We start from the raw sequence: 22871 nt of genomic DNA on the forward strand, positions 1-22871 counted from the left end.
GGGTGAGGGCTGAAAATCTCGGAGTTATTAAATCCACGATCCTTACAGAACATCCACAAAACTTTTAGCCCACGAGCGCTAAGGGTCTTTCAACCACCAGTTCTCTCTCAGGTAAAACCACCTTTTCCATCAAGTACTCAATGGTTTGCTGATTGACCCAACCCTGACTGGAAATAACTTCCCCTAAACGTCTTGCCGTTCTATTTTGCTCATGTAAAGCCAGTTCCAATTGGCTGGAGGTGAGTAACCCAGCTTCCACTAAGTAGGTGCCAATCGGTTTCCCTGCAGGAAGAGGGTCTGTCCCTTGAGACTGAAAGGGGATAGGTTGAGCGATCGAAGACTTCGAACGCAACTTAAAGGTCTTTAAGTAAGTCACATCCCCAGCACTCAAGCGGTCAATGTCAGTTTTTTCAGCCGCCCTCAGCATCACCTCAAAGAAATGGGTAAAGAGATCAAAGACCCGATCAACCAGTTCAAAAGCCTCTGCTTTCGCCTCTCTGGAGAGATGCAACCCGGCGATAAACTGTTCTGTTTCAGAGAGTCCCAAACTGTGGCCCGTATCGATCGCAAGATGGAGATTGCCAAAGTAACGATATTCCTGGCCCGTCATCATCTGGAGTTCTCGGGCTGCCTGAGCGGTAGCAGATAGAAAAATATCTGCGGTGGCTTCGATCGCCTCAATGACCACCAACTTTTGGAGCGGTGGAGCCTGGTAGGCATAGCGATAGAGTTCATAAACCATCTGTCGTGAGGTCTGGGTGGCATCACTCCAGAGGAATTGCAAGGCTTCACTCAGGGTTAATGAGAGGTCAAACTCCAGCTTCTGCAAGTCTTCCAGAAACCAGATCCAGTGGGTATCATCCTCATAACTATGCTGATTGATGATCGTCTGGATGGCATCATTGGACGGCTCTTCCCGGAAGACGAATCGATTCAGTTCACCAAACCCCATGGTAAAAGGAGCAAAGCAAGGGGCAAAGGCAAGCCGCTGCCTGGGATCAATGCTGCTGTCCTGCATCATCTGGAAAAAGGGCAATTGAGCAAAGGCTTGCTGTTTTTTTGAAATCAATTCCAGAACACTTTTCATGAGCAAATCCTCACTCAATAGTTAATGCATCAAACTTGGACTGATTTGATCTGGGATCACGGTAGAGTCCTGACCAATAAGCGCGATAGCTGATTGACTGACAAAACTTTTCCCGTAGGTTCGGTGAAGCAGAGCGAAATCCAACCTACGGGAAACCTTTCATCAATCAACCAGCAAACCCCTCTCTCAGAGAAAGCATTGGAATCAATTCCCACCACCGATAGAATGAGAATCAAGGAAATGAGACGAGGAAAGTTCTGTAAAGGAGTCACCAAGGTTTTTGAAGGGATTGCAAAGCTATTTCAGCGAAAATAGGCAATCGTGACTTTCTGCCAAGATAACTTTACAAAAGTATTTTCCCCAGGGAAATTTTACTGAACTGTCTGATACAAGTGTTTCTACTGAATTTACGGATAAATTGGCTGCTTTAATGCGGGAATTTCAGTGATTTTACGCGAAGAGGGATCTGGCTTCTAAGTAGGTAGGCTTAATTAAACCTAAGACCCTCATCCCCCAACCCCCTTCTCCCAGTACGGAGAAGGGGGCTCGGATCGACTCCCCTCTCCCAAGTCGGGAGAGGATCTGGGGGTGAGAAAGAAAGCTTGGCATCTTCCCTTTAATTCCACCTGGCTACTTAGATCCCCTGATCCCCTGGTGATCGACTCTGGAAATATAGTGTTGATCAGCAAGCTGAGGACAATTCCAACGGGGCCATGGCTGAGTCTAGGCAGGTCCAAGACCATGGGGCAGAGACGATTATCTCCCAGAAGCGGGTCTAAACCTATCCTGCCATCAACCCATCCTCCTCCGTATTGCTACTTAGTGCTTTCGTTAATCAGTAAGGGCAGCAGCGCACTGAGGAGAATCACGCCAAGGTCCATCCAGGTCAGGGGCGAAAGGTGTAGCAGATCTTGCAATTGGGGGATCGCCAGGGTAATCAACTGCAATCCGATCGAAAAGATGAGGGCGATCGCCAAATACCAGTTGGCCGATCGGGGCTTTGATGCCAACAAAATTCGGGTTTTAGACCGGCAACTGATGGCATGCACCAGTTGGGCCAGCGTTAAACTCATAAAGCCAACCGTACTGGCGGAGGGACCAATACCATAGCGCCAGATGGCGTAACCATAAGCCCCCAGGGCACTGAAGGAGAGCAGGGCAGATTCCAGAAAGATGCGCTGGAATTCCGCCTGAGGCAGAATGGGCTCCTGGGGATCACGGGGGGGTTGTAGCAGCACCTCTGGTTCGGAGGCTTCCAGGGCCAGGGCCAGCCCTGGGAAAATATCCGTGACCAGATTCAGCCAGAGCAGTTGAATGGCATTCAAGGGTTGGCCAATCCCCAAACTGACACTGACCAGCATCACCATAATCTCACTCAGATTGGTGGCGATCAGGAAATGGACCGACTTGCGAATATTGCCATAAATGGTGCGGCCCTGCTGAATGGCGATCGCGATCGTGTCCAGATTATCCTCTTCCAGAATCACATCCGCCACCTCACGGGCCGCATCTGTCCCGGCTTGGCCCATGGCAATGCCCACATCCGCTGCTTTCAGGGCTGGGGAGTCATTGATACCATCGCCGGTCATGGCCACCACTTTGCCAGTCTTCTGCAAAGCCTGGACAACCTGCAACTTATTCGCCGGGCTGATGCGGGCAAAGATATGCACCGATCCATCCAGCTCATGGGCCGCAAACCCCGACTCAGAACCAGAGGAAGGACCGGAGAACCTGGCCAGATCTGCCGCATCAAGAATCTTCAGGGGTGCCCCCTGGCTGAGGTTAAGGGCCTGACCGATCGCAGAGGCCGTCAGACTCTGATCCCCCGTGACCATGATCGTCTCAATTCCGGCCTGATGGAAGACCTCAATCGCCGCATTTACCCCTGGCCGAATCGGGTCCGCTAGGGCCACCAAGGCCAGCCAGGTGAGGGACTCTGGACCTGGATCAATTGTTTGAGTCTGGCCGTAAGCCACCCCCAACACCCGCAGTGCTTGACTGGCCATCCGATCGTTTTCTGCCAACACCTGCTGTCGCAGGGCCGGGGTTAAGGCGATCGGCTGCCCCTGATCCAGGATGGCGTGGCATTGATCCAGCACCTCGATCGGATTGCCTTTCATGGCCACTAAATAAGTTCCCTGCTCCGCTGCATGGGCCGTTGCCATCCAGTTCTGGGTGGTGGAACGGGGCCAGGTTTTAAGTCGGGGATAGCGTTCCCGTAGGGGTTGCACTGCAACACCCGCTGCGATCGCCAAGGTCAGCAGGGCATTTTCAGTAGAAGAACCCTGGAGAGCAAGATGCTCTCCGCCGCCATTCAGTTCACTGTCATTGCAAAGGGCCACAATTTGCAGGAGTTTCAACCAAGAGGGGTGGGCCTGTAGGGACTGCAAGTCCTCTGCTGTCGGAATCTGAAGCCGGGTCTGGTCGGCATAGAGTTCCACCACGGTCATGTTGTTGACGGTGAGGGTGCCTGTTTTATCCAGGCAGAGCGATCGCAAGGCCCCCAGGGTTTCTACCGCCCCCAGGCGACGAATCAAAATCTTTTGTTGCCGCATTCTCCAAAGCCCCAGGGCCAGGATTGTTGTCGCCACAGCAGGCAACCCTTCTGGAACCGCAGCGACTGCCAGAGAAATGGAGGTTTTCAGCATCTCCAGAAGTTCATAGCCCCGCAGCAGCCCGATCACGAAAACAACACCGCAAATCACACTACAGAGAAGGACAAGTTGGCTCCCGACCTGGTCCAACTGGTTTTCGATCGGGGTCTTTGCCGGTTCAACCTGTCCCACCAGGGTCTGAACTTTACCCATCTCCGTCTGCTGTCCGGTGGCAACGACGATCGCCCGTCCCTGGCCCCCAATGACGAGGGTTCCCCGATAGACCATATTCAACCGATCGGCCAGGGGCACGTCCGGCTCTGTCAAGGGGTCCACCTGCTTGGTAACCGGAATACTCTCTCCTGTCAAAGCCGACTCATCCACCTGGAGCTGGTCCGCCTCGATAATGCGGGCATCAGCGGGGATCGCAGTCCCCGATCGCAGCCACACCAGATCCCCAGGCACCACCTCTGGGGCACTCACCTGCACCCGCTCTCCCGCTCGGACCACCTGAGCCGTGGGCGTTCCAAGCTGTTCTAAAGAACGAATGATCCGATCAGAATGGTTTTCGGTGGCGTACCCAATGATGGCATTGATCAGGACGACCCCCATAATCACCAGGGCATCAGCCCGACCTCCGGTGATCACTGCAATCAGGGCAGCGACGCTGAGGAGTGCCACCGGCATGGACTTAAATTGGGCCAGGAACATGGTCCACCGTGATCGGGAGGCAAATTCCGGCAGGAGGTTGGGGCCATATTGATGCAGGCGCTCCTGGGCCACAGCCTGAGAAAGCCCCTCTGTCACATCCGTATGGAACTGGGTCAGCAGGGTTTCAACCCCTGAGCAATGCCAGCACTGAACCGTCTCTTCTCCAATCGGGACTTGGGCAAATACCAATGATTTCACACCCTTTCTGGTGATCGACTTAACAATCAACGGCAAGAGGATCAATCCTCAGCCCATACTTCGCAGGCTAGCAGGTCACAAATTCGATCGCGGAGTAAAAACTCATTGCGTTCTAGCTCAGACTCCACATAGGGCCAATCTTGAGCTGGAAAACAACGACACAGGGCATAGATGGGCTGACGGCGGTTAATCAGTCCTTGTTCGAGTAAGGCTCTGGCCTCTCCCTGAATCATGGCCAATGAGTATTGAATCGTCGGTAGTCTCATATGTTTCCTCCTGATCCGTAGCTGGAGAGATTGCCCGGAATTGTCTCAGACTCATAGAGGTGCTCTATTTCCTACCTTAGATGTAAGTAAGAAACCCCTGGAAAACTTCATTTAGCAATTTTTCTTGTCAATTCGTATCACTTCTTACTCTGATTGTGAGCAAAGCACAGTCCATTCTTACAGCCAATTGTATTGATTCGGCAAGGACGGATAAGGGACTGAAGGACGGCATCCCACTTTTGTAGCCCCTCACCCTTTTTGGGCTACTGTGTACCCATCATCCCCTCCCGAGAGGGGATTTCACACCAGTCTGCTGACTGGGGCCGAACTTTTCCGAGATCTGTATACACGGTAGCCCTTTTTGGGAGAAGGGGCTGGGGGATGTAGACGCGCAGCGGCTTCCCCTTGGGTGGGCAACCTGGCAAAACTGGGATACTCCCGACCGAAGTCCCTGGTTAAGGGCAGCTATACAGAGAATTGGGATGACCTGATCTGACTCCAGTCTGGAACTTGAGCGTAATTTTCCCTACTCTTGCAAGTTCTGTGATAGGGTCTTGGGTAAGGCTTATTTTCGGCTGTGTAATCCGTTTTACAAGCGTTTCTCCGAATCTAATTCTCTACATCTTTTGGTTTGGGGGAACCTGCTATGGCTATTTATGTTGGTAATCTGTCCTACGAGGTTACCCAGGATGATCTGACGCAAACATTTTCCACCTACGGAACAGTTAGACGAGTGCAACTTCCGATGGACCGTGAAACAGGTCGGTTTCGTGGATTTGCCTTTGTTGAAATGGGGTCAGAGACAGAAGAAACTGCAGCCATTGAAGCACTCGATGGTGCTGAATGGATGGGGCGTAACCTCAGGGTCAACAAAGCGAAACCTCGTGAGGAAAGAGGTTCTTCTGGAGGAGATTGGGGCAATAAAGGGAGCTCTTCCCGTCGCTATTAATTTGCCTGATTTCTATCTAGTCTGAATGCAATTAATTTTTGAGGAGATTAGATGACCCAAGTCATTCCTGGCGAAAATGAAGGCATTGAGTCAATGATACGTCGCTTCAAGCGAGAGGTATCTAAGGCAGGAATCTTTCCAGATATGAGGAAGCACCGGCATTTTGAGACCCCGATCGAAAAACGGAAGCGCAAAGTGCTGGCCAAGCACAAACAAAATAAGAGGAAATTTCGCTATTGACTTCTGACAACTCTTTCAGCGAGATCGAACGGATCATCCTGGAAGCATTACGGCAAGGAGATAGGACTCAGGGGGAACTCTTTGATCTCATCGTCAAAAGCTATCCAACCCTGACTCAGACGTTGCGCAAACTGAAGGACAGGAAGCTGATCGAGACTTATTTTGTTGTGACTGAAACCATCCCTATCCTGACCTACCGTTTACTTCCTAAAAGTTGACTTACACACCCAGTACCGCTGGTCAATATCTATGAATATCAGAGAACTTTTGAGCCGATATGCAGCAGGTCAAAGGGACTTTAGAGGCCTAAACCTGGTAGCCGCAAACCTGAGAAATGTGAATTTAAGTGGTATCAACCTGAGTGGGGCCAATCTGACGAAGGCAAACCTCACCCGAACCAATTTAAGCTACGCGAATCTCACGGATGCAGTTTTGATCGGAGCGCTTTTGACTGAAACCAATTTGGCCAGAGCCAACCTGACCAATGCTGATCTGAATCAGGTTAACCTCAATCAGGCAATTTTGCATGGAACCCGAATGGCAGATGGTAAACAGGCCAGCATCCAGGCTCATCCCATCCAAATGTCTGTCTGATCAGAATTAAATAACATCGCCAAACTTCTGCTTGCCCTCTCCCCTGAGTTTTAGAGATGCCCGCTGATGACGCGATTCCGAGATTACCAAACCAGTCTGGCCGCATTCGAACGGGAGGTTTGGGTCCGCTGTCCTCGTTGCCAGCAGGCCACCCTGTCCCGCTGTCTGGATCAGGGTCTGACCTGGCGGATTGCCTGCCCCCACTGTGGGTATATTCAGTCGGCGTTTCGGGATGCTCAGCGCCAGCGATCGCAGCCCTGGTGGACCCAGGGTTGGTGGGGAGAAGCGCGGAAATTTGGGGGAGCGGTTGATCCCCTGTTTGGTTTGCCCTTGTGGTTACAGGTGCCCTGTTGTGGGCAGGTTTTGTGGGTCTACAACCAGGCCCATCTGGAGTTTCTGGAGCATTATGTGCGATCGACCCTGCGGGAACGGCAGGGGAGCAAGGGGAATCATCACAGCATGGCTGTCCGCCTGCCCCGCTGGATCAAGCAAGCGCAGCATCGGGAGGCTGTATTGAAGGGACTGCAACAGTTAAAGGAGCGTCTGGAGGGGTGACTCTGCAGCAGCCCCACCCCGGCCCTGGGGGCCACCCCTCCCCAGAGGGGATTTTAGACGATCCCTCGTGCCCAGGCTCATCCCTCGTACCCAGGCTCATCCCTCGTACCCAGGCTCTGCCTGGGTGCGCCAAGCCTGCGGGCCAACCTTCCGGCACCTGAGCAGAGCGGATGATCATGATTTTATGATTGAGATCAGCCTATTTCATCGTCCCGATCGCCACGCAGAGAAAGACTGACATGATTGCATTTCCCGACAAAGAGAACCTGACTTCAGTGGCATACCTGGACTGGGAAGCGCAACAGGAAACCAGATATGAATATGTCAATCTGTGGATTGGGTCTTTGTCCCAGGACCGGGAGTTGCCTCAGGGATGACCCACTTTGCCCGCTGGTAGGAGGCGGTCGAACGGGCCAAACATTGGGCGCGGTAAAATCGGGGCATGGAACAGTCATCTCCCTACGAACAGCTACAGGGCATTGTCGAACGGCTGACCTTTCATTCCGAGGAGTCGGGCTACACCGTGGCCCGACTGAAGGTGCCCCGTGCCTCCGAACTGGTGACGATCGTCGGCAGCTTTGCCAACATCCAGGCAGGGCAAACCCTAGATCTGACGGGGTTATGGAAGGAGCATCCCAAGTTTGGTCCCCAGTTCCAGGTGACCCGCTATCGGGAGACAAAACCGGCGACCCTGACGGGATTGGAGAAATACCTGGGCAGCGGCCTGATCAAGGGGGTGGGACCCGTGACCGCCAAGCGCATCGTGACCCATTTTGGTCTGGACACCCTGGATATTATCGAAAACCAGATTGAACGGCTGGCCGAAGTACCGGGCATTGCCCGCAAACGGGTGCAGATGATTCAGGCGGCCTGGGCCACCCAGAAAGCGATCAAGGAAGTCATGCTGTTCCTGCAGGGGCATGGGGTCTCGACCACCTATGCTGTCAAAATCTACAAACAATACGGGGATGACGCGATCGCCACCGTCACCCACAATCCCTACCAGCTCGCGATCGAGGTCTATGGGATTGGCTTTGTCACTGCCGACGCGATCGCCCGCAACCTGGGAATTGCCCCCGACTCCGAATTCCGCTACCGGAGTGGGATTCTGCATGTGCTGGGGGAAGCCTCCGAGGAGGGTCACTGTTTCCTGCCGCAGAGTGATCTGGCGCAGCGGGTGGTAAAACGGCTGGCCTTGCCCGACCATCAGCCCCAGGCGGATCAGGTCCTATTACTCATGGGACAGATGGTGATCGATCGGGAGCTGATCCGCACCGAGGAGCCGATTCCTTCCCTGGACGAACCGGGCTACTATGCACCCCCCTTCTACTTTGCCGAACAGTCCCTGGCCGGACGGGTGCAGCAACTGCTGGCCCAGCCCCTGACGGTGGATCTGCCCAGGGTGCAGCGCTGGATCGAGCGGTTTATCGAGAAAACGGGGATGCCCCTATCAGAGCAGCAGCGGCAGGCCGTCGAGCAGGCCGCCTCCCAGCGGGTGCTGGTCCTGACGGGGGGACCAGGCACCGGCAAGACCTTCACCACCCGCACGATCGTCGCCCTCTGGAGGGCCATGGGCAAGACCCTAGCCCTAGCTTCCCCCACGGGACGAGCGGCCCAGCGACTGGCGGAAATGACCGGCCAGGAGGCCAAGACCATCCATCGCCTGCTGGAGTTTGACCCGAAGCAGATGAAATTCAAACGGGATTCGGATTCCCCCATCCCGGCCCAGGCGATCGTGGTCGATGAAGCCTCCATGGTGGACCTGTTCCTGGGCAACTCCCTGTTGAAGGCGATCGCCCCGGAGGCACAACTGCTACTGGTGGGTGATACAGACCAGCTCCCCAGCGTCGGTCCCGGTGCGGTGTTGCAGGATCTGATGGCCTCCGGGGTAGTGCCCGTGGTGCGGCTGACGGAAGTATTCCGGCAGGCCCAGACCAGCGCGATCGTCACCCAGGCCCACCGGATCAACAAAGGCCAGAAGCTCAGCCTGGAGACTGTTTCTGATGACCCCCAATCTGACTGTCTCTGGCTGGCAGCATCGGAGCCAGAGGAGGGGGTGCAAGGGATTCAGGATCTGATCACCCATTTAATTCCCAGGCTGGGGTTTGAGCCGATGCAGGATGTGCAAGTGCTCTGTCCCATGACACGGGGAGTTGTAGGCACCCGCAATTTGAATTTGGTGTTACAGCAACTGCTGAATCCTCCAGCGGCGGGGAAAGCCGAAATTGGGCAAAGCGGATCCATCCTGCGGTTGGGCGATCGGATCATCCAGCAGGTGAACGACTACGATCGGGAGGTCTTCAACGGGGACCTGGGCACCATCCTCACCCTCGATCCAGAAGAGCAGGAAGTGACAATCCAGTTTGGCGATCGGCGAGTTGCCTATGACTATGCCGACCTCAACGAGATTGCCCTAGCCTACAGCGTCACCACCCACAAGAGCCAGGGCAGCGAGTACCCAGTGGTGATCCTGCCAATTTACATGCAACATTACCCGATGTTATCCCGCAATCTGCTCTACACGGGCCTCACCCGCGCCAGAGAGTTGGCCATCTTTGTCGGACCCCAGCCTGCGATCGCCCTGGCCGTGCGGCAGGTAAGGGATCGGGAGCGGTATACAGGGCTAGCCGATCGGCTGCGGGGTTGAAGGGAATAAACTCCACAAGCAACAGCCCCTTCCTGGACCCACCCCGGCCCTGGGGGCCACCCCTCCCCAGAGGGGATTTTAGCCGATCCCTCGTACCCAGGCTCATCCCTCGTACCCAGGCTCATCCCTCGTACCCAGGCTCATCCCTCGTACCCAGGCTCATCCCTCGTACCCAGGCTCATCCCTCGTACCCAGGCTCACCCCTCGTGCCCAGGCTCATCCCTCGTACCCAGGCTCATCCCTCGTACCCAGGCTCTGCCTGGGTGCGCCAAGCCTGAAACCCAACACCAGTAAGGATCAGCACTGGAGGGGAGTTGCAGACGGGGTCAGACTGTACCATGGGGTTAACCTTCCGGCACCTGAGCAGAGCGGATGATCATGATTTTATGATTGAGATCAGCCTATTTCATCGTCCCGATCGCCAGGCAGAGAAAAACTGACATGATTGCATTTCCCGAAAAAGAGGACATGACTCCAGTGGCATACCTGGACTGGGAAGCACAACAGGAAACCAGATATGAATATATCAACGGTCAAGTCTATGCTATGACAGGGGGAACCATTCCCCACAATGCGATCGCCATTAACCTGATTGCAATCCTGCGAAACCAGGTGCGAGGTGGCCCCTGTCGGGTATTGGGCGCAGATGCCAAAGTCAGAATTACTGAGCAAGGACCGTTTTTCTATCCGGATGTTTTGGTAACTTGCGACGATCGCGATCGACGAGCGTTCAAATTCATTCAATTTCCCTGTTTAGTCGTCGAGGTTTTATCTCAAACCACCGAAGCCTACGATCGAGGCAGTAAATTTAGTCAGTATCGCCGTTTGGCCAGCCTCCGAGAGTATGTGCTGATCAGTTCTGAGCAAATCAACGTAGACATCTTTCGGTTGAATGAACGGGGCAAATGGGAACTGACATCCTATATCGCCAGTGACACGATTCAACTCACCAGTATTGATTTTGCCTTTCCCCTGGATTTGCTCTATGAAGAAGTTGAATTTTTGCCCTAAATTGCCCATTGAGCAATCTTGTTAGGCTTCACTTCATTCGTCCCTCGTACCCAGGCTCTGCCTGGGTGCCCAAAGCAGACCCACCCCGGCCCTGCGGGCCACCCCTCCCCAGAGGGGAGAAGCGGATTCCCATCTATGGCTCGGTGGCGTTGCCCAAAGCAGACCCACCCCGGCCCTGCGGGCCACCCCTCCCCAGAGGGGAGAAGCGGATAGTGTAGATTGGGTGCCCTAGATTGCTCATTGAGCAACCTAGTATGGTCAGTTAACCAGCCACCAGAGCCAATTAAATAGAACCATCATTTAAGCACTAAACTTAATCCCCTCCTGGGAGGGGTGGCGCATAGCGCCGGGGTGGGTTCTCAAAAGAGGATATGAAGATTGAAAGATTTGTCAGTCAATTAGCCCCCTGGATTTCTGCCAGTTTTTGAGCTGCATAATCACGCAATACGGGAACACCGATCGCAGTTCCGATCGCAGAGGCCGCTTCACAAGAGGCGATCGCCGCTTCCACCTGACCCAATTGGAGTTGGGCATTGACAATGAACCGGAGCAAGTTTCGCCCTTGGCTGTAGCGATCGCCAATCTGTAGATAGATCTGTTGAGCAGATTGAAAATAATCCAGGGCCGAAACCGGATCATCTTGTAAACTGCCCAAACCGAGTAAGGTGTTGGCTTCCCCCAGCCGATCCCCCACCTGGCGATAAATCTGCAACGCCTCCTGGTAGCGATTCAGGGCTTCATCGCGTTGGTCGAGAAACTGCAAGACATCGCCGATCGCTTTTAAGGTGTTGGCTTCCCCCAGCCGAGCCCCCACCTGGCGATAAATCTGCAACGCCTCCTGGTAGCGATTCAGGGCTTCACTGCTTTGTTTGAGAAACTGCAAGACATCGCCGATCGCTTTTAAGGTGTTGGCTTCCCCCAGCCGAGCCCCCACCTGGCGATAAATCTGCAACGCCTCCTGGTAGCGATTCAGGGCTTCACTGCTTTGTTTGAGAAACTGCAAGACATCGCCGATCGCTTTTAAGGTGTTGGCTTCCCCCAGCCGATCCCCCACCTGGCGATAAATCTGCAACGCCTCCTGGTAGCGATTCAGGGCTTCACTGCTTTGTTTGAGAAACTGCAAGACATCGCCAAAAACTTTCTGAAAATCGGCAAAGGGTTTTGAAGTCTCCGGGGGCCAACTGTCCCCTAACCGCGAGTAAAGCTGATAACGAGTCGCACTATACCCTCGGAGCGCTAAAAACTGGTCACAATCATCCCTGCCGTCTGTACCGTAGTAAACAACCTCCAAGGCAGTGGCATAGGCTCCCAGTTCACAGCAGTGGTGAAACAGTTCCAGGTAAGGAATGGCTGCGTCTTCTTCATCTGCTGCCATCAGTCGTTGTTGGCGCGATTGTTGATCAAAATAAGCTGCTGCTTTTTGGTGGGCCTGGGTCAGATCTACATTCCACTGCACATAGTGAGCAATGGCAGCCTGCACCTGATAGCGCCGGTTAGTGGCCTGTCCTAACTCTTCCAGCAACGATCGGGTAATTAATTCCCGTAGTTGTTGACGAGTTTCCAGTTCTCTCTCAGAGGCATCTTCCACCATAGAAATAGCCGCCTGAATCGTAAACGGAACCCGATAGACACTCAGATTTTGCAGCAAAGTCTGTTGTTGGGGATTCAGTCGTTCCCAATGCTGTTGCAAAATCCATTCTAGACAGGTTTCCACCGTCCGATGTTCGCCAGTGGCCCGTTTTGCCATCTGCTCAAATTCTGTCAGTTTGAGCCGTTCCGCCTCCCTCAGTTGCCCATCACAATAGTTGACCAGAAATGTAGCCGCCAGTTTCAGGGTCAGGGGATGCCCGTTGAGCAACTGAGAGAACTGTTGCAAGCTCGCCTCGCCTCCTTCCACCCCCCAGGCTGCGAGCAATTTGCCTCCAGCAACTGCATTCAGTCCTTCCAGCATCCGCCAGGTCGGAACCTCTCGCAGCGATCGGGGCTGTTCTCGCGTGGTCACCAGCACAGCACTGGTCTGGCCTTGGGCTAACCAGCGGCTAAAAAATTGATGATAGCCAGGATCTCGCCACTGCTGTTCCAGGTTCAACAGGGTTTCTAGATTATCCACCACCAGTAAATAGCGCTGTTGCCTCAGACAGTGCAGCAGGACGTTAATCTGCTCTGTGGTGCCTGCAGCGGCGAACCGCTGTTCTTGTTCTGGGCTCAGGGTCCTGGCAAACGTCTGATAGACCTTTTTGGCAAAAGCGAGAAATTCAGGCTGCTGACTGACATCCGCCCACAACACTGCTCCAAAACCCAACTCCGTTGATTGCTCATACAGGTATGCCGCCAGCCAGGATTTCCCGATGCCCCCAATACCCTGAAGCCCAACGATCGCAGTAGCTTCGTTCCGGAGCCAACCCTGGACGATCTCCAATTCCCGCCGATCCTGCCATTTCTTCAGCACCGGCGGCAGCGTAATCACATTGGTAGTGGGAGTTACTTGGTCGGTTCCCCATCCCGACGACTCCAGTCAGGGATTGGGAGGGGTGCCGTAGTAATTAATCGTTTCCGCCTGGTAGACCGTCCCCCCATCAATCTTGTTTTGAAAACCAGTTCCCCCATCGTAAATATTCTGGGTCTGGCTGCTGTTGTCCTGAATCTGGTTCAGGGTAATCTCCTGGGCGATCGCCTGCAACTCTGCGGCAAACTCCGGCTCCAGCATTTCCACGTCCAGGTACTTCTGGAGGGTGGCCAGGGCTGCCCGATCGCCCTTTTCGACATGCACCAGCGCCTCATCAACCTTCTGGTCCTGCTTACCACGCAGACGATTCCGAATCCGGTTCCACAGGTCGCCGAGCTTCTGGATGCCTGTTTCAGTAAACTTTTCGCCCAGCTTGCCTGCCCCAGCTTCAGCGAACTTCTGGAACACCAGTTCTGCGATCTTGCCTGCGGTCCAGATCCCGGCAGCGGCAGTGAATGGATCAGTCATGGTTCATCCTTCTGAGGAAAGAAAACTTCTTTAGTTATAGCCTGTCTCTAGGGTTCCTGTTGTCACCAGCAAATTTTTCCAGGTCAGCCTGGGGTCTGCTGGGGTGCCCAGGCAGAGCCTGGGCGTGAGGCTAGGGGGGCTGGGGTGCCCAGGCAGAGCCTGGGCGTGAGGCTAGGGGGGGCTCCCTTCTCCTGCGGGAGAAGGGTTGGGGATGAGGGTAATTCATATTTGCATTCAGCAAAGCCAGAGGTTCCTAGCCGTTTGATGCTTGGGCATGATCCATTGCAGGTGTTGCACAAGGAGTGGGTCACGATCGCATTCGAATGCATGCACCACCCATTCGAATGTTCCCTATGACTGAAGCGCTGTCCATAGACCATATTCGAATGCATGAGCTGCAGATGTGAATGTTCCCTATGCTTGAAGCCTTGTCCATAGAGCATATTCAAATGCACCGCTTGCAGATGTGAATGTTCCCTATGCTTGAAGCCTTGTCCACAGAACGCATTCGGATGGTTGGCTTTGCGATTGAATTGCAGGAGTAGCCCATGCGATCGCAACGAGTCATGTTGAGCCCATTTCTTGCGGATGCCGTTTGTGATGGAAGAAGATGAAGCGACGAATCCATTGCACATAGGCTTCCTCTGTTCGGTAGGCGTAGTGCTTGAGTCGGATTGTTTCACGGACCTGATCCAAAAGCTTTTTTGGGCGTTCCTGGATGGATTGTTTTAGTAGAGTTGCTGAAGAAGGAGATAAAGGATGTTCTCTGCAGCTTTTCCACTCTAGGGAAAAATATGCTGAAGTTTTCAGCATATTCAGCCAAAATAAGGATATCATCCTGAAATATTCTGTATATCCCCCTAATTGGAATGATATGCAGACAATGTCAGACTATCTACCAGAATCCAGATGATGTGCCAAAATTTTCAGTCTATTAATAGTCAGACAGTCTGAGTATGGATGGGTAGGGACGCAGTTGGCATGCTGCTTGTGAGATGCAATTATCAAGCAGTTATAAATTTTCGGTCGAGATTCAGCCAAGCTATTAGTGATCGGATGCGATCGTGATTTGATTTACATGGGTAAATCTTTGCAAGCGATTTTTTCAATGTCCTACTTGCAGAATCTGCATTTTCTCTTAAGCTTTATTCCGCATTCAGGTAAATTCATGATACGTTGCTCTTTCACCGCCAGTTTAGTCACACTAAGTCTGTTCCTACTTTCTTTCCCAGTACCTTCTTCTGCCCAGCAGCCTACTCAACATTGTCCAGCAGCTTTGTCGGTCAAAAAGGAGCTTGAGCAGAAATACAAAGTAAAAGTTACCTATTTTGATCGTAAAGATATTTCTAATGAGTATCCTGACCATCCCACTAGTCGCACTGAGGCATACAATTTTGGTATGCAAAAGAGTCATGCTTTGCAAAACCTCCTCAGCTCTTCTAAGCTACTTGCGGCAATGTCGAAATCAGTAATTCAGGGATGCAATTCTGTTGGGCTGGTTGGTTTCGGTGAAGCTTACAGTGATGGCGGTCGTAGCTTTGGTTTGTTTTCGGATGGCCGAATTGGAGAGTTTGCGTGCGCGGGGCGGGACACCCGAAGTAGGTGGGGTCAAAAGGATTGCTACTGACATTCTGAAAAGTATCAATCTTTCACCTGTATAGGCTTTAATAAACAGTCAAGTCTCTTGAATTGCCACAAATGAGCTAGATAAAAAATTAGGAGTATTTTGATGAACGGTGTGAGAAAATTTGCTACAACGATCGCATTGGCTGGATTGGTCACTTTAGCTGTAGAACCTTGTGTGACCTCTGCTCACGAGATTGCACCAGCCCAACAAACTGTTGAGGTTGAAGGGTTAACTATTGATCTTCTACGTTGTGAAAGGTCAAATCAAGCAACCAAGTGCTATTTGAGAATCACCGATGCAAAACAAGGCGATTATTGTCAGCTAATGGCAAAGTCAGCAAGAGCTTTTGATTTTGCTGGTAATGAGTACATAGCCAAGGAAACACAAATTGGTAGTCAAACGGGTAGAGGACCTGGAATCTCTCTCGTTCGTGGTATTCCTGTAAGCGCTAGTGTAACTTTTAGGGATATGCAGTCAGCAAAAGATTTGGCAGGACTGGAAATCATAGCAGGTGGAAGAGGGTGTGCTGGTCGCGTCTTTCAATTTCGTGATGTTGCAATTACTGTTCCTAAACGTTGAGCGAGTTTAGGCTGTCTAACAACCCGGTTGGAGCGGATTAGCTATTTGGTCGATGCTATGGCAAGGGTTACTTACAACCGCTCAACCGGAATGTTAGGTTGAGGACGACTACGATGAGGAGCCTCAAACGTAAGTGGTTGGGATATGGTTATGTCTAGTAAATTAGAGTATTCACGCCGACTATATGACGACGTTTTAGACTGGTATAAGAGTGCAGACTCAAAAGCTCAAGTGGTTTTAGCTATTGATACTGCTTTCTTGGCATTCCTAACAAGTACAATTTTTTCTGAGCCTGAATAAACTTCGAGCAATTCTTGGTGTATTTAGTTGGGTAACGTGGCTAAATCTGACATTGATGCTTTTGTCATTAATAGTATCGATTGGATCTGCTATTTTTTGCGTTTGGTCACGAATATATTCACTCAAAGAAGTTAAGCAAATCATAAAAAAAGCTGAGTCAAGATGCCAAGATTCTGACAAGTATCCTCCAGAAATGATAATGTGGTTTTTTCAGCATCCAATGCTTAATGGACAACGCTATTGGGTTCCATGCTAAGCGACCAGGAAAAATTCACGCTTTCATACAAGCAATATGAGAATGCTGACTGTATCTATAAGGAAGGCTGGAATTTTTACTATGCAAGAGTTTCAAACATTGAAGTGCTTGATTCTGGGATTAAGGCTAATGTTCAATCAATCTTAGCTCAAGGGCTGCCTATCCCTCATCAAACTACCTGGAACATCAGTGCTAGCTGGGGATATTTCTCTTTTTTTGATAATGAATATTGGCGTTGTGCGAGACTCTGGACGCTCTACTTTAATCCAATTTTGATCGAAGAAGTCATCGCTCTAGCAGCAGCATTACCACTTCAATGGGATGAAGAGAGCAAGTTTGAACAGCTAGCGAAACATATCAATTTCAATCACGAACTACGAATCAACCAACTTGAAAGCGAAGCAGATTTCTGTGACTAGCATTTTGGGCGTTGCTGAATAGAAGTATGATTTTCGTGCTTGAGCCTTATGCAGCCCTCACCCTAACCAACAAGAGTTTTAGCTCCCTTCTCCTGCGGGAGAAGGGTTGGGGATGAGGGTAATTCATATTTGCATTCAGCAAAGCCGGAAAATCAAGTGGACTCCTGCTTGCTCAATCAACGTTTTTACTTCTTCTCCATGATGAATAGAGCAGTTATCCATGATCACACAAGCGCCTTTCCATAACTGAGACACCAGTTTCTCAGAAATAAAAGCTTCAAAGGTGAGGCCATCGGTTGACCCCATTAGCTTCAGATGAGTGATCACCGCCTTGAGATTGATTGCACTAAACTGATTGCACTAATAATAGAGACCCGTTTTCCACGTTTGCTGGGTCGCTTACCATGGGCTCGTTGACCTTTCGTTGTCCGCGCCCGTAGTCGAGTCAAAGCTAGATCCACACCTGACAGATTTATCACATATTCAATTTGGTAGACTAAAGTCATTGATTGGGCTAAGTTGACCTATGACCATTGCGATCAACCAACCAATACAGCAGAAGCCACTCAGCTTTGACGAGTTTCTCGCCCGTTATGGTGACGATAACCGCTATGAACTGATCGATGGAGAGGTATTCAACTTGGAACCAACGGGTTCGCATGAAGAGGTTGCAGCCTTCATTACCGCAAAGATCTGTGTCCAAATCGACGGAACAGGCTTACCTTGGTTTGTCCTTCAGCGGGGACTATTACGCCCTTCTAATATTGGTATGACCGCATTTCGACCTGATGTTGCAGTAGTCGATCGAGATGAACTTACCAAAGAACTGCTTTGGTCTGACCAATCAATCCTAACGCTGGGCAGTTCGATTAAATTTGTGGCGGAAGTTGTTAGTAGCAACTGGCAAAATGATTATGCCCGTAAGGTTGAAGATTATGCGGTTTTGGGCATTCCCGAGTATTGGATTGCAGACTACGCAGGATTAGGTGGTACTCGACACATTGGAAAGCCCAAACAACCCACCCTCTCTATCTGTACGCTAGTGGATGGGGAGTATGAAATTCAGCAATTTCAGGGCAATCAGACCATCGTCTCTCCAACCTTCTCAGATTTAGAACTGACGGCTGAACAGGTGTTGAGGGCTGGTAGGTAAAGGTGTTGGCTTCCCCCAGCCGATCCCCCACCTGGCGATAAATCGGCAACGCCTCCTGGTAGCGATTCAGGGCTTCATCGCGTTGGTCGAGAAACTGCAAGACATCGCCAAAAACTTTCTGGGCTTTGCTGAATGCAAATATGAATTACCCTCATCCCCAACCCTTCTCCCGCAGGAGAAGGGAGCTAAAACTCTTGTTCCCTCTCCTTTGGGAGAGGGCTAGGGTGAGGGCTGCATAAGGCTCAAGCACGAAAATCATCCTTCTATTCAGCAACGCCACTTTCTGAAAATCGGCAAAGGGTTTTGAAGTCTTCGGAGGCCAACTGCCCCCTAACCGCGAGTAAAGCTGATAACCAGTCGCACTATACCCTCGGAGCGCTAAAAACTGGTCACAATTATCCCTGCCGTCTGTGCCGTGGTAAACAACCTCCAAGGCAGTGGCAGCCTGGGCGCGAGGCCAGGGGGTGGCGCGTAGCGCTGGGGTGGGTCTGGGTGGGCGTGAGGGAAGGATGTTTATGCCTCAGAACTAATCAACCGCAGTAACTCATCTGTGGACATCTTGCCACTCATTTCTGTCCCTTCGAGTAAACTGTCTGCCAAATCCCGCTTGTGCTGGTGCAGATTGACAATCTTCTCTTCGATCGTGTGCTTTGCCACCAACCGATAAATCGTGACTGGACGTTGCTGGCCAATCCGGTGCGCCCGATCGGATGCCTGATCCTCCACCGCCGGATTCCACCAGGGGTCCATGTGAATCACATAATCCGCAGCCGTGAGATTGAGGCCCGTCCCCCCTGCCTTCAGGCTAATTAAAAACACATCCCCTTCCCCAGATTGGAAGGCTGTGACCCGCTTTTTTCGCTCCGAGGCCGGAGTACTGCCATCCAGATACTGATACCGAATCTGCTGCTGGTCCAGATAGTCTCGAATCAGGTGCAAATGATCCACAAACTGGCTGAACACTAGGGCCTTATGGCGGTTCTCCAGGAGTTCTGCCAGTACTTCGCCAAACAGAGTCAGCTTGGCACTGGGCAGACCCAGATCAGGAGCCACTAGCCGGGTATTGCAGCAGGCCCGTCGCAGCCGCATGATTTCTGCCAGCACCTGCAAATGTTTAGCGCCACTGACCGCATCACTATCCGCAAGCTTGGCCACTGCTTCCTGCCGCAGCGCTTCGTAGAAAGCCAGTTCCTCCCGACTTAGCTCCACATGCAGCAGGATTTCTGTGCGGGAGGGCAATTCCTGCAACACCTGGTTTTTCGTGCGGCGCAGCAGAAAAGGCTGAATCAGTTTCTTCAGATGCTGACGCGCTCGCTCATCCTGATACCGCTCGATCGGTGTGGCAAACCGCTGGTTGAAATGCTCCAGGGAACCCAGCAACCCAGGATTGATGAACCGGAACAGATTCCACAGTTCCCCCAGATGGTTCTCGATCGGGGTGCCTGTGGTGATCAGCTTGAAGCCTCCCTGCAGGGTCATGGCCGCCTGCGATCGCTTGGTGGCAAAGTTCTTAATGGACTGGGCTTCATCCAGAACGATCGTCTGCCACTGCACCTGGGCCAACATCTCCGCCACTTCTTCCTGTTGCAGCAATCCATAACTGCACACCAGCATGTCAAAAGGTTGCAACTGATTCAGCACTTTCTGACGGTCCCCACTGCCCAACTGGATCAGGTTTAGGGTCGGAGCAAACCGGTGGGCTTCTTCCAGCCAATTCATGCAGACTGAAGTCGGAGCCACAATCAGGGTCGGGCCTGCCGGGGCACGGGTCAGAATCACTGCTAAGGCCTGCACGGTCTTACCCAGGCCCATATCATCGGCCAGACAGGCCCCCACCCCCCAGTGAGCCAGCCGCGCCATCCACTGAAATCCCTCCAGTTGATAATCCCGCAGCTCGGCCTGCAGGGTGGAGGGCAACTGCGGTTGCAGACTCTGCATTTCCCGCAGCCGCCGGATATGGGTCTTCCAGTGCTGATCGGCCTGTAAGGTCCCCACTTCATTCACCCAGTCTTCCATGGCCAGGGCCGCCAGGGGATGAATCCGCAGACCTTTGCCCTGCTTGTCCGCAAAGGTCTGTAACTCTTCCAGCCGTTTGCGAAACTCGTGGGTCAGGGCCAGGAACTGCCCGTCTCCCAGAGGGATAAACCGACCAGGGGCCTGCTGCAACAGTTCCAGCAGGTGTTGCATATCCAGCACCAGGGTATCGTCTAGTTTTAGCTCGCCGCTGGTGGCAAACCAATCATTCTGGCGTTGAATTTTTAACCGCAGATTTTGCAGGCTGGCCTGATGGCTGACCCGGATTTTTTCCCCTTCAGGCCATTCCAGCACAATGTTCTCTCCCAGAGCCTGAAGTTCCAGTAGCAGTTCCAGACAGTCCTCTGGGTCTTCCACCCGCCATTCTCCCTCCTGCTCAGGCTGGCGCACCAGGGTTGGACAGGCGGCGATCGCTGCTTTGGCCAGCCTCTTTTCTTCCCGCAACTCTCTGGTGGTTTGCAAGCGCTGACCGTCAATCTCGGCAATCACAGTTGCACCACCGGCACCGGGCCGATAGTAGGGTCCGCCCTGGGCAAAAGGACGGGCCAGCACCGCCACCTTTAATCCTGCACCGGCAGGCAACAGGTGCACATGGGGTTTGCTATCCGAGGGCACTCCTGTAGCACTGCCTACCCCACCGCCAATATCAGAATGGACCGTGACAATGCCAGAGACAGCTCCGATCGCCGCTAATACCCGTTCCTTTGCCACCGCCGGAACCTGTAAGCGGTTCTGCTTTCCCAGAATTTCAGCAATCCGGCGATGCTCAGGCTTGATTTGAAAGACCTTTAACCGGGTTGGACTTTCCTTCACCACCAGGATCGGTTGGTTCTCCTGCAATTTGGGCGATAACTGGAGTGTCATCTGCCCCTCTTTCCCCTCCTGCACCAGAAGTTCCGGTTCTCCCTTGACCACTTCGACCGAGACGGTTGGCGCATTCTCCCAGAACACCAGGGGATGACCAATCAGGGCCACGATCGCCTTCTCATCGAAAACGTAATCCACTTGTCCGTAATAGCCAGAGGACAGGGCTTTGAGATGGGCACAAACCTCCCGATCCTGAGGCGTAAAATAGGTCAATTCATTCAGATTATTCTTGAGGCGTTTCAGGGCAATATTCCGACCTTTACTCCAATCCCCTTTCGCTGTGATGGTTTGCTCACGGGGTTGCAATAACCAGGCTTTCGTGGTGTAGGTGATAAACCAGACCAGGCGCTGGGTGGCTTCAGATTTGGCCGGGGTCTGAGGGGAAGCCGGACGCAAATTGGCCAGGGCCGACAGACAGAGATCCCAGGGCTCCCTCGGTTGAAGCAGATCTACCATCGGACAAATCCCTGTTTTTTGCCGCAGGGTTTCGGCCTGACCACTATAAGCACCACGAGGCTTGAGTCGGGAGAGCAGTGCTGCCGTTTCCAGGGTTAGCCAGTCATATCCAGCCGTCTCAGCTTGCTCACACAGTAACTCCACCACTTGGGGCAGCAACTTTTTCGCCCGATCGGCATCTACCCAGTAAAGGCAGAGCGATCGAAACAGGAGTTCAATGCTGAACTCTCCCATCGTCTCTGAGGCTTGAATGGCCCAGTCTTTTTGGGAGAGATCCCCCTGCTGCAATTTGAGCACGCTTTCCAGTAATCCATAGGTCGGACTCAGCCATTGGTCAGATTGACGGGCCAGAGCCGCATACCCTTCCGCCTCCCGCAATTGCTCTGGCGACCCCTGCTTTAACAGGGCCAGGATAAAAAAAAGGCCACTCATGGACTGGAAGTATATTTTCCGTTTGCCCGTAGCCTTTTTCAGGGTTTGCAAAGCCAGGGTATATTGCTCGATCGCCCGCTCATAGTCTCCCTGCATAAAGTACAACCAGCCCTGCAGGTTGCCTGCATGATTCCGACAGGGGGCTGACAATTGCTCCAGGATCTTGTGAGCTTCTGACAGGCGACCCCTGAGAATCAATTGTTCGATTAAGCAAATGCACAAATTGTCTGAAGTCCGCTCCTGGGTGACGCATCCCTGTAGCAGCAGATTAAAGGCATCCTTGGCAGGGGTCAGATCCAACATGGAGTCGTTCAAGAGCCCAGTCAGGGTAATTTCGTACAGCTCTAAGTGCAGGGTGGAGAACCATTCTGGATCAAAGGGATTGTTACAGATCTGTTGAAAGATTTCACTGGGGAAAATTTTGTCTTGGTAGTTATATCGGTAATAGTCCTCAAACTGTTTCTCAATAAAAGCAATGTCCTGACGATAAAACCCAATTCGGACTTCCCGAATGAGTTGAGTTTGCTTGGAGAAATAACGAGGGCCATTGCCCCACCGAGAGGTAATGGGAAGCTTCTCTTCTACCGCCTGAACTATTTTTTCAAAGTGGTTCAGCGCCACCGCATGACGGGTGGCAACTTCCACCAGCAGAGGATGGCAGCAAGGCCCCTGCCCCTGGGCTTGGGTGACTATCCCTAACTCTAACAGGCGATCGATGTGGGGTTTCAGGGTTGCACTGATCAACGGCTTCCCCTGTGCATCGCGGGTTCCCATGTGATTCAGGCAGGCGATTAACATCGTCCGGGCAACGGCATCGTAGATAATAGATAGGACCTGGACAATCTGTTGTTCCAGAGGAGACAACTGGTGATATTGCTCGATCAACTGGGTTTGCAGTTCTGCGGTTTCTGAATCCATCTCT

The 22871-nt window shown here is 52.4% G+C and carries 19 protein-coding genes and 1 pseudogene; 12 read left to right on the plus strand and 8 right to left on the minus strand.

Annotation, left to right across the window (positions count from 1 at the left end; translation table 11 throughout):
* Window positions 1-64: 64 nt before the first annotated feature.
* The 3 genes from BST81_RS01950 to BST81_RS01960 all read right to left on the minus strand — a co-directional run bounded on the left by BST81_RS01950 (window position 65) and on the right by BST81_RS01960 (window position 4856).
* A complete protein-coding gene (locus BST81_RS01950) occupies window positions 65-1087 on the minus strand; it encodes a hypothetical protein (RefSeq protein WP_075596869.1) in 1023 nt (340 codons plus the stop codon).
* Between the two features lie 815 nt (window positions 1088-1902).
* Window positions 1903-4590: a cation-transporting P-type ATPase gene (locus BST81_RS01955; RefSeq protein WP_171974634.1), complete on the minus strand. Its 2688-nt coding sequence runs from the start codon at window positions 4588-4590 to the stop codon at window positions 1903-1905.
* Between the two features lie 41 nt (window positions 4591-4631).
* A complete protein-coding gene (locus BST81_RS01960; protein ID WP_075596871.1) occupies window positions 4632-4856 on the minus strand; it encodes a DUF4327 family protein in 225 nt (74 codons plus the stop codon).
* 646 nt (window positions 4857-5502) lie between these two features.
* Between BST81_RS01960 and BST81_RS01965 the strand changes: the two genes are divergently transcribed.
* The 8 genes from BST81_RS01965 (at window position 5503) to BST81_RS01995 (ending at window position 10852) form a co-directional block, all read left to right on the plus strand.
* Window positions 5503-5805, plus strand: a complete 303-nt coding sequence (locus BST81_RS01965; protein ID WP_075596872.1) for an RNA-binding protein — start codon at window positions 5503-5505, stop codon at window positions 5803-5805.
* 51 nt (window positions 5806-5856) lie between these two features.
* Window positions 5857-6045, plus strand: coding sequence for a 30S ribosomal protein S21 (gene rpsU / locus BST81_RS01970; protein ID WP_075596873.1), 189 nt, complete (start codon window positions 5857-5859; stop codon window positions 6043-6045).
* Window positions 6042-6263, plus strand: a complete 222-nt coding sequence (locus BST81_RS01975; RefSeq protein WP_075596874.1) for a helix-turn-helix domain-containing protein — start codon at window positions 6042-6044, stop codon at window positions 6261-6263. Before rpsU ends, BST81_RS01975 begins: the two co-directional genes overlap by 4 nt.
* A 31-nt stretch (window positions 6264-6294) precedes the next feature.
* The gene (locus BST81_RS01980) at window positions 6295-6639 is read left to right on the plus strand and encodes a pentapeptide repeat-containing protein (protein ID WP_075596875.1); all 345 of its coding nucleotides are present in this window, start codon (window positions 6295-6297) and stop codon (window positions 6637-6639) included.
* Between the two features lie 66 nt (window positions 6640-6705).
* Window positions 6706-7194 (plus strand): hypothetical protein, encoded by a 489-nt coding sequence (locus BST81_RS01985; RefSeq protein WP_075596876.1) that lies wholly within the window; start codon window positions 6706-6708, stop codon window positions 7192-7194.
* Between the two features lie 239 nt (window positions 7195-7433).
* Complete coding sequence (locus BST81_RS27855) at window positions 7434-7571, plus strand: hypothetical protein (protein ID WP_171974635.1); 138 nt, start codon at window positions 7434-7436, stop codon at window positions 7569-7571.
* A gap of 65 nt (window positions 7572-7636) precedes the next feature.
* On the plus strand, window positions 7637-9841 hold the full coding sequence (locus tag BST81_RS01990) for an ATP-dependent RecD-like DNA helicase (RefSeq protein ID WP_075596877.1): 2205 nt from the start codon (window positions 7637-7639) through the stop codon (window positions 9839-9841).
* 441 nt (window positions 9842-10282) lie between these two features.
* Window positions 10283-10852, plus strand: coding sequence for a Uma2 family endonuclease (locus BST81_RS01995; RefSeq protein WP_075596878.1), 570 nt, complete (start codon window positions 10283-10285; stop codon window positions 10850-10852).
* Window positions 10853-11246: 394 nt separating this feature from the next.
* Here the strand turns inward: BST81_RS01995 and BST81_RS02000 are convergent, their stop codons facing one another.
* The 3 genes from BST81_RS02000 to BST81_RS28670 all read right to left on the minus strand — a co-directional run bounded on the left by BST81_RS02000 (window position 11247) and on the right by BST81_RS28670 (window position 14522).
* Window positions 11247-13319, minus strand: a complete 2073-nt coding sequence (locus BST81_RS02000) for a tetratricopeptide repeat protein (RefSeq protein ID WP_083636583.1) — start codon at window positions 13317-13319, stop codon at window positions 11247-11249.
* Between the two features lie 48 nt (window positions 13320-13367).
* A complete protein-coding gene (locus tag BST81_RS02005) occupies window positions 13368-13826 on the minus strand; it encodes a hypothetical protein (RefSeq protein WP_075596880.1) in 459 nt (152 codons plus the stop codon).
* A gap of 564 nt (window positions 13827-14390) precedes the next feature.
* Window positions 14391-14522, minus strand: a complete 132-nt coding sequence (locus BST81_RS28670; RefSeq protein ID WP_253188050.1) for a phage integrase N-terminal SAM-like domain-containing protein — start codon at window positions 14520-14522, stop codon at window positions 14391-14393.
* A 382-nt stretch (window positions 14523-14904) separates the two neighbouring features.
* Here BST81_RS28670 and BST81_RS02015 point away from each other — a divergent pair, with 382 nt between their 5' ends.
* The 3 genes from BST81_RS02015 (at window position 14905) to BST81_RS02025 (ending at window position 17007) form a co-directional block, all read left to right on the plus strand.
* Window positions 14905-15453, plus strand: coding sequence for a hypothetical protein (locus tag BST81_RS02015; RefSeq protein ID WP_143780182.1), 549 nt, complete (start codon window positions 14905-14907; stop codon window positions 15451-15453).
* Window positions 15454-15552: 99 nt separating this feature from the next.
* Window positions 15553-16032 (plus strand): hypothetical protein, encoded by a 480-nt coding sequence (locus tag BST81_RS02020; protein WP_143780183.1) that lies wholly within the window; start codon window positions 15553-15555, stop codon window positions 16030-16032.
* A 540-nt stretch (window positions 16033-16572) separates the two neighbouring features.
* On the plus strand, window positions 16573-17007 hold the full coding sequence (locus BST81_RS02025) for a hypothetical protein (protein WP_216351182.1): 435 nt from the start codon (window positions 16573-16575) through the stop codon (window positions 17005-17007).
* Window positions 17008-17142: 135 nt separating this feature from the next.
* Here the strand turns inward: BST81_RS02025 and BST81_RS27285 are convergent.
* Window positions 17143-17355: pseudogene (locus tag BST81_RS27285) on the minus strand (transposase); the annotation flags it as partial.
* A gap of 178 nt (window positions 17356-17533) precedes the next feature.
* Here BST81_RS27285 and BST81_RS02035 point away from each other — a divergent pair.
* Window positions 17534-18160 carry a Uma2 family endonuclease gene (locus tag BST81_RS02035; protein ID WP_075596884.1) on the plus strand — a complete coding sequence of 209 codons (627 nt, stop codon included), beginning with the start codon at window positions 17534-17536 and terminating at the stop codon, window positions 18158-18160.
* A gap of 513 nt (window positions 18161-18673) precedes the next feature.
* Here BST81_RS02035 and BST81_RS02040 read toward each other — a convergent pair.
* Complete coding sequence (locus BST81_RS02040) at window positions 18674-22867, minus strand: DEAD/DEAH box helicase (RefSeq protein ID WP_253188051.1); 4194 nt, start codon at window positions 22865-22867, stop codon at window positions 18674-18676.
* Between the last annotated feature and the right edge of the window lie 4 nt (window positions 22868-22871).

Source organism: Leptolyngbya sp. 'hensonii' (genome assembly GCF_001939115.1).
Classification (GTDB): Bacteria; Cyanobacteriota; Cyanobacteriia.

Bases quoted from the DNA above. Each gene is read 5' to 3' on its own strand.
- BST81_RS01950 (WP_075596869.1), bottom strand. From the start codon at position 1,087: ATGAAAAGTGTTCTGGAATTGATTTCAAAAAAACAGCAAGCCTTTGCT.
- BST81_RS01960 (WP_075596871.1), bottom strand. From the start codon at position 4,856: ATGAGACTACCGACGATTCAATACTCATTGGCCATGATTCAGGGAGAG.
- BST81_RS01965 (WP_075596872.1), top strand. From the start codon at position 5,503: ATGGCTATTTATGTTGGTAATCTGTCCTACGAGGTTACCCAGGATGAT.
- rpsU (WP_075596873.1), top strand. From the start codon at position 5,857: ATGACCCAAGTCATTCCTGGCGAAAATGAAGGCATTGAGTCAATGATA.
- BST81_RS01980 (WP_075596875.1), top strand. From the start codon at position 6,295: ATGAATATCAGAGAACTTTTGAGCCGATATGCAGCAGGTCAAAGGGAC.
- BST81_RS01985 (WP_075596876.1), top strand. From the start codon at position 6,706: ATGACGCGATTCCGAGATTACCAAACCAGTCTGGCCGCATTCGAACGG.
- BST81_RS27855 (WP_171974635.1), top strand. From the start codon at position 7,434: ATGATTGCATTTCCCGACAAAGAGAACCTGACTTCAGTGGCATACCTG.
- BST81_RS01990 (WP_075596877.1), top strand. From the start codon at position 7,637: ATGGAACAGTCATCTCCCTACGAACAGCTACAGGGCATTGTCGAACGG.
- BST81_RS01995 (WP_075596878.1), top strand. From the start codon at position 10,283: ATGATTGCATTTCCCGAAAAAGAGGACATGACTCCAGTGGCATACCTG.
- BST81_RS02005 (WP_075596880.1), bottom strand. From the start codon at position 13,826: ATGACTGATCCATTCACTGCCGCTGCCGGGATCTGGACCGCAGGCAAG.
- BST81_RS02015 (WP_143780182.1), top strand. From the start codon at position 14,905: ATGGGTAAATCTTTGCAAGCGATTTTTTCAATGTCCTACTTGCAGAAT.
- BST81_RS02035 (WP_075596884.1), top strand. From the start codon at position 17,534: ATGACCATTGCGATCAACCAACCAATACAGCAGAAGCCACTCAGCTTT.
- BST81_RS02040 (WP_253188051.1), bottom strand. From the start codon at position 22,867: ATGGATTCAGAAACCGCAGAACTGCAAACCCAGTTGATCGAGCAATAT.